Here is a 16,397-nt window from a genome sequence, read left to right as displayed (position 1 = left end):
GAGCGTGAAGAGTTCCTCGAACTGGTCCACGATGACGACCGGGCGGGCGGTGGAGGGTGGGGTCGCTGGCGGGCTGCGGAGCGGGGGCGTCGGTGGCGCGGCGTAGTCTGGTTCGGCACGCCCGGCACCCCGCCGGTCGCACGGTTCCACGGCCCCACGACGCGCCCGGCACGACGGCGGAGACGCCCGACACCCGCGTCGGACCCGCGGGACCACGTGCGTCCCGGGGAGAGCTGGGCCTGTCGTCGTGCCCGCACCGAGCCCCCACCGCAAGCAGCGCTCCCACTCACAGCGCTCCGACCCCGCAGAGCCCCGCGTCGCAGATCCGAAGGACCTCGCATGAACCTCACCGGCATCGTCCCCGCCCTCCTGGCCGACCCCGGCGCCGCGGCCGCGCTCGAGCACGTGCGGGCGCGGGGCTTCGCCGACGTCGTGGGGCCGGTGGGGGTGCGCGCGCCGCTGCTGGCCGCGGCGGCCGAGCGGCGCCCGCTGGTGGTCGTCACCGCGACGGGCCGCGAGGCCGACGAGCTCGCCGCGTCGGTGCGGGCGTACCTGCCGGACGAGCGGGCCGACGAGGTCGCCGTCCTGCCCGCGTGGGAGACCCTGCCGCACGAGCGGCTCTCGCCTCGGGCGGACACGGTCGCCAAGCGGCTCGCGGTGTTCCGCCGCCTGGCGCACCCGTCGCCCGAGCCCGGCCAGACCGGGCCGATCCGCCTGCTCGTCATGCCGGCGCGGGCGCTGCTGCAGCCGGTGGTCGAGGGCCTCGGGGAGCTGGAGCCCGTGGAGCTGCACCACGGCGACACCGCCGACCTCACGGACGTGGCCGACCGCCTGGTCGGCGCGGCCTACTCGCGTGTGGACATGGTGGAGCGGCGCGGCGAGTTCGCCGTCCGCGGCGGCATCCTCGACGTCTTCCCGCCCACCGAGGACCACCCGCTGCGCATCGAGTTCTGGGGCGACGAGGTCACGGAGATCCGCTGGTTCGCCGTCGCCGACCAGCGCTCGCTCGAGATCGCGGAGCAGGGCCTGTGGGCGCCGCCGTGCCGCGAGATCCTGCTGACCGACTCCGTGCGGCAGCGGGCGGCGGGCCTGGTCGAGCGGCTGCCCGGTGCGATCGAGATGCTCGACAAGCTCGCGGCCGGCGTCGCCGTCGAGGGCATGGAGTCCCTCGCGCCGGTGCTCGTGGACCGCATGGTGCCCGTGCTCGAGCTGGTGCCCGACGACGCGCTGCTCGTCATCGACGAGCCCGAGCGCGTCCGCCGGCGCGCGCACGACCTGGTCGCCACCACCGAGGAGTTCCTCGCCGCCGCGTGGACGGGCGCCGTCGCAGGCGGGGCCGCGCCGATCGACCTGTCGGCGGCGTCGTTCGAGACGTTCACCGAGGTTCGCGACGTCGCGGCCCGCCGCGGCCTGGGCTGGTGGACGCTGTCGTCGTTCGCGCTCGACGCGCCCACGGAGGGCGACGACGAGGCCGCCGTCGCGCCGACGTCCGAGGTGGACGGCGTCACGACGTTCACCGTGGCCGCGCGCGACGTCGAGTCCTACCGCGGCGACCTGCAGCGCGCGCTCGACGACGTGCAGACGCTGCAGCGCGCGGGCTGGCGGCTGCTGCTCACCACCGAGGGCCACGGCCCCGCCAAGCGCATGGTCGAGCAGCTGGCCGCGCAGGACACGGCGGCCCGGCTCGTCACGGCGCTGGGGGAGGAGCCGGAGGGCGGGGTCGTGCTGGTCGCGCCCGCGCTGGTCGGCAAGGGCTTCGTGGCCACCGACCTGCAGCTGGCCGTCTTCAGCGAGTCCGACCTCACCGGCCGCCAGGGCTCCACGACGCGCGACATGCGCAAGATGCCGAGCCGGCGGCGCAACGTCGTCGACCCGCTGCAGCTGCGCGGCGGCGACTTCGTGGTGCACGAGCAGCACGGCGTGGGCCGGTTCGTCGAGATGGTGCAACGCACGCTCGGCGCGGGGGCGAACGCGGCGACGCGCGAGTACCTGGTGATCGAGTACGCGTCGTCCAAGCGGGGCCAGCCGGGCGACCGGCTGTTCGTGCCGATGGACCAGCTCGACCAGGTCACCAAGTACACCGGCGGGGAGTCGCCGTCGCTGTCCAAGATGGGCGGCGCGGACTGGAAGAACACCAAGGCGCGCGCCCGCAAGCACGTGCGCGAGATCGCGGGCGAGCTCATCCGCCTGTACTCGGCGCGCATGGCGACGCAGGGCCACGCGTTCGGCCCGGACACCCCGTGGCAGCGCGAGCTCGAGGACGCCTTCGCCTACGTCGAGACGCCCGACCAGCTCGTGACGATCGACGAGGTCAAGGCCGACATGGAGAAGGCGGTGCCGATGGACCGCCTGATCTGCGGCGACGTCGGCTACGGCAAGACGGAGATCGCCATTCGGGCCGCGTTCAAGGCGGTGCAGGACGGCAAGCAGGTGGCCGTCCTCGTGCCCACGACGCTGCTGGTGCAGCAGCACTTCGACACGTTCTCCGAGCGGTACGCCGGGTTCCCCGTCACAGTGCGCGCGCTGTCCCGCTTCCAGTCGGACAAGGAGTCGGCGGAGACGGTCGAGGGGCTCGGCAAGGGCACCGTCGACATCGTCATCGGCACCCACCGCCTGCTCACCGGCTCGGTGCGGTTCAAGGACCTCGGCCTCGTGATCGTCGACGAGGAGCAGCGGTTCGGCGTCGAGCACAAGGAGACGCTCAAGCAGCTGCGCACCAACGTGGACGTGCTCGCCATGTCCGCGACGCCCATCCCGCGCACGCTCGAGATGGCGGTGACCGGCATCCGCGAGATGTCGACCCTCGCCACCCCGCCGGAGGAGCGCCACCCCGTGCTCACCTACGTAGGCGCCTACGAGGAGAAGCAGATCGCCGCGGCGACCCGGCGCGAGCTGCTGCGCGAGGGCCAGGTCTTCTACGTGCACAACAAGGTGGAGACCATCCAGAAGACGGCGTCGCGCCTCGCGGAGCTCGTGCCCGAGGCCCGGATCGGCGTGGCGCACGGCAAGATGAGCGAGCACCAGCTGGACCAGGTGATCCGCGCCTTCTGGGAGAAGGAGCTGGACGTGCTGGTCTGCACCACGATCATCGAGACCGGCCTGGACATCTCCAACGCCAACACCCTGATCCTGGAGCGCGCCGACGTGCTCGGCCTGTCGCAGCTGCACCAGCTGCGCGGGCGCGTGGGCCGTGGCCGCGAGCGCGCGTACGCGTACTTCCTGTACCCGCCGGAGCGGCCGCTGACGGACACGGCGCACGACCGGCTGTCGACCATGGCGGCACACACCGACCTCGGCGCCGGCATGCAGATCGCCATGAAGGACCTGGAGATCCGCGGCGCCGGCAACCTGCTGGGCGGCGAGCAGTCGGGCCACATCGCGGGCGTCGGCTTCGACCTGTACGTGCGCATGGTGGGCGAGGCCGTGGCGGCCTTCCGCGGCGACGGCGAGGAGGAGCAGCCCGAGGTCACCATCGAGCTGCCCGTGGACGCGCACCTGCCCGAGTCGTACATCGCCACCGAGCGGCTGCGCCTCGAGGCGTACAAGAAGATCGCCGCCGCGCAGGACGCCCCGGCGCTCGCGGAGATCCGCGCCGAGCTGGTGGACCGGTACGGGAAGCTCCCCGACGTCGCCTCCGCCCTGTTCGACGTCGCCGACTTCCGCAACCACGCGCGCCGCGCCGGGCTCACGGACGTCACCGCGCAGGGCAAGTTCATCCGGTTCGCGCCGGTGGAGCTCGCGGAGTCCGCGCAGCTGCGCCTCAAGCGCCTGTACCCGGGCACCATCCTCAAGCCGGCCATCCGGGCGGTCCTCGTGCCCTTCCCGACGACGGCGCGCATCGGCGGCAGGCCCCTGCGCGGAGCCGAGGTGCTCGCCTGGGCGCGGCAGCTCATCGATGCGGTGATCCTCGGCGAGGTGTCCGCCGCCGCGAGCGTCGGCACGGCGTCGCGCTGAGCCGCCCGGGAGCTCGCCCGCGGTTCACCTCGTTTCAGCAGGTGGGAACGCTCGCGCGTCCCTAGCATGGCCGGATGACGGCCCCGCGAGGGGCCCGGCCGCGCCGTCGTGTGCGTGGCCCGTGGCGGGCGACGACGGAGGGCGCGATGAGCGGCACGAACGGCGGCGGGGTCGATGGCGCGGGGCTGCCCGACGACACGGCGGCGCGCCTCGCCGCGCTGGAGCAGGAGAACGCCGAGCTGCGCGCACGCCTGGCGGCGGGCGCCACACCGCTCGTCGTCGCGGCGCCGCCGCCCGCCCCGCGGGAGCCGCGCCACCGGGGCCGCGCCGCGGCCGCCGTCGTGCTCGTCGTCCTCGGCGCGCTGCTCGCCCCCGTCGCCGTGGTGGCCGCGTGGGCGGAGCGCACCCTCACCGACACGGACCGGTACGTCGCGACGGTCGGGCCGCTGGCGTCCGACCCCACGATCCAGTCCGCCGTCGCGGGCCGGCTCACGACGGTCGTGATGGACCAGATCGACGTGAACGCCATCGTGGGGACCGTCGTCGACGGGCTGGAGCAGCAGGGGGTCGGGCCGCGTGCCACCGAGGCGCTGACGCAGCTCGAGGGCCCGCTGACCAGCGGCGTCGAGTCGTTCGTGCGGAAGGCCGCGAACAACGTGGTGACGAGCAGCGCGTTCGAGGACGCGTGGGTGCAGGCGAACCGGGTGGCGCACGAACAGCTCGTCGCGACGATGAAGGGCGAGGGCGGCGAGCTGCTGCAGATCGGGCAGGACGGGCAGCTCACCATTCAGCTCTCCGGGATGATCGACCTGGTCAAGCAGCGCCTGGTGGACCGGGGGCTCGGCATCGCGGCCAGGATCCCCGAGGTGAACGCGACGTTCACCCTCATGCAGACCTCGCAGCTGGTGCAGGTGCAGAACAGGTACGCGCAGCTCGTGGCGCTGGGCACGTGGCTGCCGTGGGTCTCGCTCGGGCTGCTCGCCGCGGGCGTGCTCGTGGCGCGGCACAAGTCGCGCACGCTGGTGGTCGCCGGGCTGGCGCTGGTGGCCGGGATGGTGGTGCTCGCCGTCGGGCTTGCGATCGCGCGGGGGATCTACCTCGACGCGCTCAAGGACGTGGTGCTGCGTCTCGACGCCGCCGAGGTGCTCTTCGACCAGGTCGTGTCGTTCCTGCGGGTCACGCTGCGCACGGTCGGCGTGCTCGGCCTCGTCGTCGCGATCGTCGCCTACCTGGGCGGGAGCAGCGCGTCCGCGAGGTCGCTGCGCGCGGGCGCCGGGCGGGGTCTCGCGTGGGTGCGCGACTACGGCGAGGGCCGTGGCGTGACCGCCGGCCCGGTGGGCGACTGGCTGGGCCGCTACCGCACCCCCGTCCGCGTGGCGATCATCCTGGTGGCCGCGCTGGTGCTGCTGCTCGCGGGCAGCCCCACCCCGGGCCTCATCATCGGCACCGCGCTGGTGGCCGGTGTCCTCATCGCCCTGCTGGAGCTGGTCGCGCGGCCGCCCCGGCCCGACGACGAGGGCGCGGACGACGGCGCCGGCCCGCCCACCGTCGTCGACGGGGCGACACCCACCGCCTGACCTTCGAGCATCGAAGGGGTCGGGCGGCGCGTGCCGACGTCGTGCCGGTGCCGTGAACGTGCGGGCGCGGCCGGCCCGGCGGGCGCCGTGCGCCGCTAGCGTGGCGCGTCGTGACCACCACCGACGTCGAGATCACCGCCGACCTCGTCCGCGACCTGCTGCGCGAGCAGCACCCGGACCTCGCCGACCTGCCGCTGCGCCTCGGCGCCCGCGGCTGGGACAACCAGCTGTGGCGGCTCGGGGACGACCTCGCCGTCCGGCTGCCGTGGGCGACCGAGAGCGCCGACGCCTTGCTGCGCAAGGAGCACACCTGGCTGCCCGGGCTCGCGCCGCTCCTGCCGCTGCCGGTGCCGGTGCCGCAGCGGCTCGGCGAGCCGGGCGCCCTGTTCGCGCGGCCGTGGATCGTCACGACGTGGGTGCCGGGCGAGCCCGCCGACCGCGCGCCCGTCACCGCCCCCGGGGCGGCGGAGGACCTGGCCGCGTTCCTGTCCGCGCTGCACCGCCCCGGCCCCGACGGCGCGCCCGCCGGCCGCGGCCGCGGCGGCCCGCTGGCGGAGCACACGGACGGGTTCGAGCAGGGCCTCGCGGAGGCGGCCGGGTTCGGGCTGGTCGCCGACCCCGAGGCCGTCCGCGCCGTCTGGCGGGACGCCGTCGCCGCGCCGGCCTGGGACGGACCGGCGGTGTGGCTGCACGCCGACCTGCACCCGGCCAACGTCCTCACCGCGGGCGGCGCCCTGTGCGGCGTCGTCGACTTCGGCGACCTGTGCGCGGGCGACCCGGCCTACGACCTCTCCGCCGCGTGGCGGCTGCTGCCCGCCGGCACCGAGGGCGCCTTCCACGCCGCGTACCGCGGCCCCGGCGACCGGTGCGCGGACGACGCCACCCGCCGTCGCGCCCGCGGGTGGGCGGCGGCCACCGCGCTGGGCGGCCTGCTCGTCGGTCATGCGGGCGACGAGGGCCGCTCGGGAGGCAAGCCCACGTGGGGCCCGCCCGCCCGAGCGACCCTCGAGCGGCTCGTCACGACGGCCTGACCGGCCCCCGCCCCGGCGTCCCGGTCAGGCCGCCTCGGTGACCTTGCCGCCCGCGATGCGCAGCCGCCGCTGGGCGCGGCGGGCGACGACCGAGTCGTGGGTGACCATGACGACGGTCAGCCCCTGCTCCTTCCACAGGCCCTCGAGCAGCTCGACGATCTCGTCGCGGGTGGCCTCGTCGAGGTTGCCGGTGGGCTCGTCGGCGAGGAGCACCGTGGGGTCCTTGACCAGCGCCCGTGCGATGGCGACGCGCTGCTGCTGCCCGCCGGACAGCTCGCCGGGCAGGTGGTCGGCGCGGTCGGCGAGGCCGACCTGGTCGAGCGCGGCCAGCGCGCGCCGGGACCGCTCCGCCCTCCCGACCCTGGCCGGCACCAGCGCCGTCTCGACGTTCTCCGCCGCGGTGAGCGTCGGGATGAGGTTGAAGTGCTGGAACACGAAGCCGAGCCGCTGCGCGCGGGCGCGCGTGAGGCCGCGGTCGTCGAGGGCCGCGAGGTCCTCGCCGGCCAGCCGCACGCTGCCCGACGTCGGGCGGTCGAGGCCGCCGAGCATCTGCAGCAGCGTGGACTTGCCGCCGCCCGTGGGGCCCTGGACGGCGACGAGCTCGCCGTCGCCGATCTCGAGGGTGACGTCGGTGAGCGCGTGCACGGTGCGCTTGCCGCGGTAGGTCTTGGTGAGCTTCTCGAGCTTGTACATGCCGGTCCTTCCTGGACGGGTCGGTTGCGTCGGGGGCGGTGGTCAGGCGAGGGAGCGGAGGGCCTCGGCGGGACGCAGGCGGGCCGCGCGGGAGCCGCCGACAACGCCCGCGAGCAGGCCGCCCAGCACGGCGAGCCCGACGGCGGCGACCACCACCCACACGGACACGGGCGCGTGCAGGACGACGTCGACCGCGCTGCCCGCGGCGTCGGCCATCCCGCCGAACGGGCCACCGCCCCCGCCACCGGGGCCGCCGGTGGCGCCGCCGCCCGGCACCTGGCCGCCCCCGGGCATGCCGCCGCCCCCGCCGGGGCCGCCGAAGCTGAACGCGCCGCCGCCCGACGAGCCGGACAGGGTGATCCCGGCGAGGTTGATCGCGACCACCGCGATCCCGCCGAGCACCACGCCCGCGACGCCGCCGAGGAGGCCCTGCACCACGGACTCGCCGGCCACCTGCCCCACGACGCGCCCGCGCGACCAGCCGATCGCCTTGAGCGTGCCGAGCTCGCGGGTGCGACGGTTCACGCCGGACACGGTGAAGAGGATCGCGAGGCCGAACGCGGCGACCAGCACGACGGCGCTGAGCCAGGTGCCGAGGGTCGAGACCAGCGACGACGCGGTGGACAGCGAGCCGGTGACGTCGCCGGCCAGGTCGGACTGCGTGCTCACGGACGCGTCGGGCAGGGCGGCGGAGACGGCGTCCGCGACAGCGTCGACGTGGTCGGCGGAGTCCACGGACACGTACAGGTCCGTGACCTGGCCGTCCAGGTCGGCGAGCTGCTGCGCGAGGGTCAGCGGGACGTACACGTCCGACGCGGTGGCGACGCCCTCGCCCGTCGTGGACGTCACGGTGCCCACGACCTTCAGGTCCGTGCCGCCCACGGAGACGGTGTCGCCGACGGCGAGCTCCTGCTGGTCGGCGTACGCGGCGTCGAGGACGGCGACCTTCGCCGGGTCCGCGTCGCCGGTGCCGGCGTCGTCGGCCTCCAGCCCGCGGCCGTCGGCGACCTGGACGGTGGTCAGCGGGCCCACGGCGTCGGCGGTCGGGTCGACGCCGGTCACCGTCATGCTGTCGACCTGGAACGCGCTGCCGCCCGCGCCGTCGGGACCGCCGCTGGGCGGGGCCTGCTGGTCCGTGCCGCCACCTGCGCCGCCCGGACCGCCCTGCTGGTCGGACTGCTGGCGCATCGCGTCGAAGTCCGGCATCTCGCCGGAGAACGACGTGTTCTGCAGCGTGAGCGTGGCCGCCGCCCCCGTGACGTGCTCGACGCCGGTGACGGTGCCCAGCGCGTCGTCGTCGAACGCCGCCGAACCCGGGGTGACGCTCAGCCGGTCCTGGTCGACGGTGCGGGTGCCGTCGTCGTCGGCGCTGCCGTCGCCCGAGCCGAACTGGAACCGGCCGGGGCCGCCGGAGCCGCGCTCGCCGGCCTGGGTCACGGTGACGTCGGTGCCGACGCCGTACACGGACTCCAGCACGGAGGCCTGGGCGTCGCGCACGCCGGACGAGACGGAGGACACGACCATGACGAGCGCTATCGCGACGGCGAGGCCGATCGCGACGACCACGGTCTGCTTGCGCCGGTGCCGCAGCTCGCGGCGCAGGTAGGTGAGAAACATCGGGGGCTCCTCGACAGGAGTGCGGTGACGAGAGTGCGGTGACCGCGGGAGGGGTGGCGGCGCTGCCACGGGACGCCCCGGAACCTAGGGTGCGCGCCTGGTGCGCCCCTGCCGTGCGGCTGTGACCATCCTGTGAAGACGGAGGTGGCGCGGGTGTGTCGAGGAGAGGAACGGGTCGGGGAGCCGGTCAGGAGGAGGAGATCAGGGGAGCGGCCGTCCCGGCCCCGGGTCGAGCAGGTGGCGCGCGCGGAACCCGAGCAGGCGCTCGGCGGGCGCCAGGTCGACCGGCACGGTGCGGCCGGGCAGGTCGGCGCGGACCTCGGTGCCGGGGTGGTAGCGGGCCAGGAGGTCGCGGGTGGCGAACGGGACGAGCGTCTCGGGCGCCGCGACGTCGACGACGTGGGCGCCGGGCTCCTCGACGTCGAGCGCGAGCGCCGCGGCCGTCGCGGCGTCGCGGACGTCCAGGTAGGCCCACAGGTCGGAGGCGCCGAGCGCCGGGTCCGAGGCCCGCGCCGCGGCGAACGCGGCGAGCCGGTCCGCGTCGCCCACGAGCGGGTACCGCAGCACGACGACCGTCATGCCGTGCCGCCGCGCGGCGGCCCCGGCCGTCTGCTCGTCGACCAGCTTGGACAGCGCGTACGGGTCGGCCGCCTGCGACGGGGAGGCGAGGTCGGCGGGCACGTACGCCGGATGGCCGGGACGCGGCGCGAACGGCAGCCCGCTCCGGGCCTGGGAGCCCGCCACGACGGCGCGGCGCACGCCGGCCCGGCCCGCCTGCTCCAGCACCGTGAACGTGGCGAGCGTGTTGCTCCCGAAGACCACCTCGGGCGGGTCGTGCAGGGGCGACGGGATCGCGGCGAGGTGCACGACGCCGTCCGCCCCCTCCAGGGCGCGGGCGACGACGTCGGCGTCCGCGGCGTCGCCCGCCACCACGCGGTCGGCCCCGGCGGGGGCGTCCGCGGCGTCCAGCACGAGCGCCGTCACCGCGGTGCCGCGGGCGACCAGCTCGGCGACGACGGCGGTGCCGATCCGCCCGCCCGCGCCGGTGACCAGCACCCGGCCCGCGGCGCTCACGCGGCACCCCCGCGCGACGCGACCTCGACGCCGGGAGCGTAGGCGCGCACCGCGACGACGTGCGCGGAGGGCGCCCCGTGCGTGGTCGTGACGACCACGCGGAGCCGGTCGGTGGTCACCGGCGCCTCCAGCCGGTGCACCATCCGCCGGCGCCGGTTGTCGCGCCCGGACGCGATGGTGCGCCACGCGCCGTCGACGAGCGCCTGGACCTCGTGGTCGCGCAGCAGCACGGGCGGCACGCGGTGCGGGCTGGTGTGCCGGTGCAGGTTGATGAGGTCCTCCTCGACGTCGTCGTCGCCCACCACGTCCACCGTCCCGATGGTCACCGGCGCGGGCCAGCGCAGCTCCAGCCACGCCGGCTCGTCCGCGCCGGCGGGCGCGGAGACCCAGGTGCGCGGCCCGGCGAACGGGCGCAGCCAGCCGTCCACGGCCTTGTCGGGCGTGAAGGCGTCGGTGCGCACGCCGCGCACGCAGTAGGTGCGGCGGCCGACGTCGTTGGTGCTCCACTCGCGGACGGGCTGGGGTCGCTCGTCCTGCGGCCGCAGCGCCCGGCGCACCAGGGAGAGCACGCCCGGCCGGCGCCCCTCGGCGAGGTACAGCGCCGCGTCGGGGTTGGCGGCCACCCGCACGAAGGCGTTGCGCGGGCCGTCGGGCGCCCACGCCAGGGGGAGCCGCACCCACTGCTTCTCCCCGGCGGGCACGTCGACGACGGCCGTGGCGACGACGTCGCCGGGCACGTAGTTCTGCGCCTTGCCCGGGTCGGACAGCTCGACCTCGAGCCGCGTGGCGACCCGCGCGTCGACCAGCAGCTCCAGCCCGTCGAGGGCCGGGTCGACCGGCAGCACTAGGCCGGCGTCGTCCTCCAGCGGCCACGCCTCGACGGCGTCGGTCACCTCGATCTGCCGCAGCACGGAGGAGGCCGTCGCGGTCGCGGCGAGGGCGAGGTCGGCGGGGTCGGTGCTGCCCAGCCCGACGATCGCGGCGTCCTGGCGCAGCAGCGTCCGTTGCAGCGCGGGGACGTCGAGCTCGTGCGGCGCCACCCCCTGCCGCACGCACAGGGCGGCGGCGGTGCCGGCGGCCTCGCCCATCACGGCGCAGGTCGCCATGACGCGCGTCGTGCCGAAGGCGACGTGGGACGCCGAGGCGTCGCGACCCGCGAACAGCAGGTTCGGCAGCGCGCGCGAGTGCAGCATGCCGAACGGCAGGTGGTAGACGCCGTCCGCGTACCGCTGCCGCGCGCCCTCCTCGGTGGCGTACATGCCGCCGGGCGGGTGCAGGTCGATCGACCAGCCGCCGAACCCGATCCGGTCGTCGAACTCCCGCTGCGCGAGGACGTCGAGCTGCGTCAGCGTGCGCTCGCCCACGAACCGGCGGTACTCGCGCCGCCCCGGCACCGAGCCCACCCACTCGAGGGTGAGGTTCTCGGCGTCGTACTCGCCCGAGTTCTTGATGTGGTCCCAGATGCCGTGCACCACCGACCACAGCTCGTCGCGGATGCGGCCGTTGTCGTGCACCACGTCCAGCTCGCCGCCGAACTCGATCCACCAGTACGCGCAGCCCGAGTCCTCGGCACGGATCACCCGGCGTGAGGGGATCGACGTCGTGGTGATGTCCTTCGCGAAGTCCGGCGCGACGTACCGCACCGGCCGCCCGGCGTCCTTGGAGTAGAACAGCAGCGACGAGCCGAGCGTGATCGCGTCCGCCTCGTCGGGCGCCCAGGGCTCGCCGAACTCGGCGCGGGCCTCGCGTCCCAGCCGCGACGCCGCCCCGGCGAGGTGCCCGACGAAGCCGTCGCCGGTGCAGTCCAGGAACACCGGCGCGGCGAAGCGGGTGCGGGTCTCGCTGCCCGGGCTCCACGCCGTCACGGCCACGACGCGGCGCGCGGACGCGGGCCCGTCGGCCTCGACCTCGCGCACGTCCGCGTCGAGGAACAGGTCCAGCGACGGCTCCGCGCGCACCGCGTCGAGCACCACCGCGTCCCACAGGTACGGGTTGCCCTCGGGGTTGCGGTACTGGTTCTCGACGAACAGCTCGCCCATGATCCCGGTCTCCCGGGCGAAGTGGTTGCGGCCGTGGGCGGTCGCGCCCACCACCCAGACCCGGATCTCGCTGGAGGAGTTGCCGCCCAGCACGGTCCGGTTCGTCACCAGCGCCACGCGGGTGCCGAGGCGGGCGGCGGCGATCGCGGCGCACACGCCGGCCAGCCCGCCGCCCACCACGACGACGTCGTAGGTCAGGTCCTGCTCGCGCATCGCGCTCCGTTCAGCTCTCGTCGGCGTCGACGCGACGGCACGCGGCGACGTTCTTCTCGGGGCGGGCCGACAGCCCGAGGTACACGCGGGGCGCGCCGTCGAGCCGGACGGTCACGGTACCGCCGCTCCCCGCGACGGTCCGGCGCCGGCCGATGCAGTCGATCTCCACGACCTCGCGGGCGCCCTGGAAGGACACCTCCGTCTTGGTGGGCCAGCCGTCCTCCCAGGCCTCCGGGTGCGGGTGGTAGGCGTCGGCGCCGTGGTCGGCGTTCAGCAGGTACCCGTCGGCGCGCGACCACAGCAGCGACATCGGGCCGTCCGGGGTGTCGAACAGCAGGCCGCGCAGGTCCGGGTCCTGTGCGGACAGGTCGAGCCAGCGGACGAACGTCGCGCCTTCGAGCAGGCGGGTCGCGGTGGCGAACGCCAGCAGCGACGGCTTGGCGCTGGTGTCGCGGTTCATCAGGCCGAAGTGGTACTCCGCGTTCGCCGGCATCGCCTGCTGGGGGCGGTGGATGATCGAGTCGTGGAGCTGGTACCAGTTCACGCCGTCCACCCCCTCCGACATCGCGAGCGCGAGCTGCAGCAGCGTGTTCTCCGCGGCCTGCCGCAGGGTGTCGTTCCACCAGCGGTTCGGCCGCGTGCAGGCGTAGGCCTCGGTGAGCCACAGCTCCTTGTCGCCGCCGTACAGGTCCACCCGGCGCCGCGCCTCGCGCAGAGCACCCAGGAAGTTCCAGTACGAGCCGGTGTCGCCGGTGACCCACTCGTCGGGCGCGGGGGCGTAGTCGGGCACGAAGTTGCCCCGCCCGGGATGGAACGCGAACGCGTCGATGAGGTCCCAGCCGCCCTCGGCGTGGAACCCGTCGACCCAGTTCACGTCCATGCCGCCGAGGCCGCAGTTCATGACCTTCGCCGTGCCGCCCACCTCGCGCAGCCGCTCGACGGCGGGGCGCAGCCCGTCGCGCACGTACTCGAGCGTGTAGCGGCCGGACATCCACGGCTGGTTGCGCTCGTTGTCGACCTCGAAGTACCGGGCCCGCGCCCCCACGACCACGTCGACGAGGTCGGCGGCCCACTGCTTCGCCTCCTCGGGCGTGGCGCCGAAGACGACGTCGCCGTGCTGGATGTTCGGCATGATGCCCATCGCCTCCAGCTCGGCCGGGGGGATGCCGGGCGCGCCCTCGTAGGCGATCCGCACGGACGCGACGCCCAGCAGCGTGAGCAGCTCGGCCACGTCCTTCTTCGACGGCTCCAGCAGCCACGGGTAGTTCGCGATGCCGATGCGGCCGGTGCCTGCGTAGTCGTGCCTGGGCAGCACCGTGAGCGTGGTGCGGGCGAAGTCCTCGCCGCCGGCGCTCGCGGCCCGCACCTCGACGAAGGCGATGCCGTGCTCGACGGCGGGGACCTCGACGGCCCGCTGCCAGGAGGTGCCGGGCTCCAGCGCGCGCGTGTCCGTACCCTGCGCCACGACGGCGCCGTCGAAGTCGCGGGCCTCCCAGGCGAGGGTCACGGGGCCGGCCGTCGGCGCGCCCTGCACGACGTGCGCGTGCACCACGAGCGGCGCGGAGGCGTCGGTCGACAGCCCGAAGGGGCGGTCGTGGACGAGCTCGACGCCGACGGGCCGCCCCGTCGCGACGGTGCCCGCCGCGGTGGGGGACAGGTCGCCGAGCACGAGGTCGCCCTCGTGCACCAGCACGCCGTCGTCGCCGAGGATGCCCTCGACGTGCAGCCAGGTGGCGCTGGACCAGGCGGGGTTGGTGGTGGCGAACCGGAAGTGCGCGGCCGTGCCCGCCAGCGGCTCGGTGTAGACGATGCCGTCGTTGGTCTCGAACGGGACGCCGCCCCCCGCGTCGCGCTGCCAGCGCACCAGCGCGGTGGTCGTGTACGCGCCGGTCGACCCGGCGGGCACCCTGGTCACCTGGGAGTTGAGGCTCAGCCCGCGCGGGCTGGTCGCGTCCCACCGCAGGTGGGCGCGGTGCGGCGAGACGTCGAAGACGCCGCGGACCGTGATGCCGTCCGCCGCCGCGGCGAGCCGGTACTCCACCTGGATGGCGGGCCGCCCGTCGGGCAGCGTCGTCGCCGTGGGCGTGCCCCCGTACGTGCGCTGCTGGCCCACCACCATGTCCTTGACCATGAAGTGGGTGAGGCGCAGGCGCTCGGTGCCGGCGTCGTCGCGCACGACGATCGTGCCGTCGGCCAGCGCGTCGAGGCGGATCCCGGGCGCGACCAGGGAGGGCAGGTCGGCCGCGCGCGCGATGCCGGGCGGCGCGGCGACGGTAGCCAGGGTGGCGGCGCCGGTGGTGGCGAGGGCGCCGGCGACGAACGTCCGGCGGGACACGGGGGCGGGGAGCTCGCGAGCGGTCATGGTGGGGTCCTTCGTCGACGGTGACGGGGGAACGTGCGGGGACGAGCGGGAGGCCGGTGGTCAGCCCTTGACGCCGGTGAAGCCGAGCCCGTCGACCATGTAGCGCTGGAAGACGAGGAACAGCAGGACGGGCGGGAGGAGGGCGAGGAAGCAGGCGGCGATGAGCTGGTCCTGCGGCGCCTGCTTCGCGAGCACCGACAGCGCGACCGCGATCGGCTGCTTCGCGGGGTCGGTGATCGCGACCAGCGGCCAGATGAAGTCCTTCCAGGCGTGCATCACCGCGAGCAGGGAGATCACGGCGAGGATGGGGCGGCTCATCGGCATGACGATGCGGGTCATGACCTGCCACACGTTGGCGCCGTCGACCTTCGCGGCGTCGAAGAGCTCGTGCGGCAGCGCGTCGAAGAACCGCTTGGCGATGAGGACGTTGAAGGCGTTGGCTCCGGCGGGCAGCCAGATCGCCCAGTAGGTGTTGGCGAGGTTCAGGTGCACCAGCGGCACGTCGATGATCGTGAGGAACAGGGACACCATCGACACCGTGTACGGCACGAACATGGTGGCGAGGATGGCGGCGTACACCGCGGGCCCGAAGCGCGGCCGCAGCACCGACAGGGCGTAGCCCGCCGTCACGGCGACGAACAGCTGCACCGCCCACGAGCCGAGCACCACCCACAGCGAGTTCAGCAGGTAGTGGCCGATGTCGAGGCGGGTCCACACCAGGGCGAAGTTCTCCCAGCGGGGGTCGGCCGGCCACAGGGCGAGGGGGTCGGTGACCAGCTCGGTGGGGGAGGAGATCGCGCCCTTGAACGCCCAGTAGAGGGGGCCGACGCCCGCGATCACGAGCAGCACGAGGGCGATCCCCGTGACGGCGAGCAGCGCGGCGCGGCCGCCCGGGCGTCGCCGGGCGGCGACCGAGACGAAGGTGCTCATGACTGGCTCCAGCGCCGGGTGGCGCGCAGGTAGACGAACGACAGGGCGGCGAGGGCGAGCGCCAGGAGGAACGCGAGGGCCGCGGCCTGCCCGTACTGCCCCTGCTGGAAGCCCTTGCGGAAGATCAGCAGCAGCACGGTCACGGTGGAGTTGCGCGGGCCGCCGCCGGTGAAGACGTACGGCTCGGTGAACACCTGGACCGTGGTGATGAGCTGCCACAGGAGCAGCAGGCCGATCGTGGGGCGCAGGTGCGGCAGCATGACGTGCCCGATGCGGCGCCACAGTCCTGCGCCGTCCAGCTCCGCCGCCTCGTACAGCTCCTGCGGGACGCCGGTGATGGCCGCCAGGTAGATGAGCACCGAGCCGCCCATGCCGGCCCACGTGGACTCCAGGACGAGGGAGAGCATCGCCGTGTCCGGCGACTCCAGCCACGGGTAGGGGCCGAGCCCCACCTGGGCGAGGAGCGAGTTGAACAGCCCGGGGCCCGGGTCGTAGAACCACTTCCACAGCAGGACGGACACCACGGGCGGGACGACGACGGGCAGGTAGACCAGCACGCGGTACACGCCGCCGTAACGGCGCACCGTCGACATCACCGCCGCCATGATGATCGGCAGCGGGAAGCCGATGAGCAGGCCGAGCCCCACGAACTGCAGGGTGTTGAGCACGGCCGTCGCGAGCAGCGGGTCGGCCAGCAGCGCGCGGAAGTTGTCCAGGCCCACCCACACCGCGGGCGTGACCAGGTTCGTCTTCTGGAAGCTCAGGAGCAGGCCCTGGATCATCGGCCACCACGCGAACAGGCCGAAGATCAGCAGGGCGGGCACCAGGAGCCCCGCCGCCACCAGGTCGGTGCGCAGGGCGCGCCGCCGGCTGGGCCGGGGCGCCGGTGGCGCGTCCTGGTCCGGAC

10 protein-coding genes are annotated in these 16,397 nt (G+C 74.9%); 3 read left to right on the top strand and 7 right to left on the bottom strand.

The annotated features are described in order from the left end of the window. Positions 1–339 precede the first annotated feature (339 nt). The 3 genes from mfd (at position 340) to ACFWDO_RS19280 (ending at position 6,562) form a co-directional block, all read left to right on the top strand. Positions 340–3,954 carry a transcription-repair coupling factor gene (mfd, locus tag ACFWDO_RS19290; protein ID WP_380323254.1) on the top strand — a complete coding sequence of 1,205 codons (3,615 nt, stop codon included), beginning with the start codon at positions 340–342 and terminating at the stop codon, positions 3,952–3,954. A 146-nt stretch (positions 3,955–4,100) separates the two neighbouring features. Further along, on the top strand, positions 4,101–5,531 hold the full coding sequence (locus ACFWDO_RS19285; RefSeq protein WP_380323257.1) for a hypothetical protein: 1,431 nt from the start codon (positions 4,101–4,103) through the stop codon (positions 5,529–5,531). A gap of 110 nt (positions 5,532–5,641) precedes the next feature. After that, positions 5,642–6,562: a phosphotransferase gene (locus ACFWDO_RS19280; RefSeq protein WP_380323260.1), complete on the top strand. Its 921-nt coding sequence runs from the start codon at positions 5,642–5,644 to the stop codon at positions 6,560–6,562. A gap of 24 nt (positions 6,563–6,586) precedes the next feature. On the opposite strand, the gene ACFWDO_RS19275 is transcribed toward ACFWDO_RS19280, so the two are convergent. The 7 genes from ACFWDO_RS19275 to ACFWDO_RS19245 all read right to left on the bottom strand — a co-directional run. Beyond that, the gene (locus tag ACFWDO_RS19275) at positions 6,587–7,255 is read right to left on the bottom strand and encodes an ABC transporter ATP-binding protein (RefSeq protein WP_380323263.1); all 669 of its coding nucleotides are present in this window, start codon (positions 7,253–7,255) and stop codon (positions 6,587–6,589) included. Positions 7,256–7,297: 42 nt separating this feature from the next. Further along, positions 7,298–8,872 (bottom strand): ABC transporter permease, encoded by a 1,575-nt coding sequence (locus ACFWDO_RS19270; protein WP_380323265.1) that lies wholly within the window; start codon positions 8,870–8,872, stop codon positions 7,298–7,300. 201 nt (positions 8,873–9,073) lie between these two features. After that, a complete protein-coding gene (locus ACFWDO_RS19265) occupies positions 9,074–9,946 on the bottom strand; it encodes an NAD-dependent epimerase/dehydratase family protein (RefSeq protein WP_380323268.1) in 873 nt (290 codons plus the stop codon). Continuing rightward, positions 9,943–12,198 (bottom strand): FAD-dependent oxidoreductase, encoded by a 2,256-nt coding sequence (locus ACFWDO_RS19260; RefSeq protein ID WP_380323271.1) that lies wholly within the window; start codon positions 12,196–12,198, stop codon positions 9,943–9,945. The genes ACFWDO_RS19265 and ACFWDO_RS19260 overlap by 4 nt, the downstream gene beginning before the upstream one ends. Before the next feature lie 10 nt (positions 12,199–12,208). Beyond that, positions 12,209–14,560: a hypothetical protein gene (locus tag ACFWDO_RS19255; protein ID WP_380323274.1), complete on the bottom strand. Its 2,352-nt coding sequence runs from the start codon at positions 14,558–14,560 to the stop codon at positions 12,209–12,211. 60 nt (positions 14,561–14,620) lie between these two features. Continuing rightward, positions 14,621–15,490, bottom strand: a complete 870-nt coding sequence (locus ACFWDO_RS19250; RefSeq protein WP_380323277.1) for a carbohydrate ABC transporter permease — start codon at positions 15,488–15,490, stop codon at positions 14,621–14,623. Further along, positions 15,487–16,397, bottom strand: a 911-nt coding sequence (locus tag ACFWDO_RS19245) for a carbohydrate ABC transporter permease (protein WP_380347114.1), incomplete at its 5' end; no start/stop codon positions are given. The genes ACFWDO_RS19245 and ACFWDO_RS19250, both read right to left, overlap by 4 nt.

Origin of the sequence: Isoptericola sp. NPDC060185 (assembly GCF_042728595.1) — a bacterium.
GTDB lineage: Bacteria > Actinomycetota > Actinomycetes > Actinomycetales > Cellulomonadaceae > Isoptericola.
Note: the sequence above shows the minus strand (reverse complement) of the source record. Positions and strands in the feature narration are given on the sequence as shown.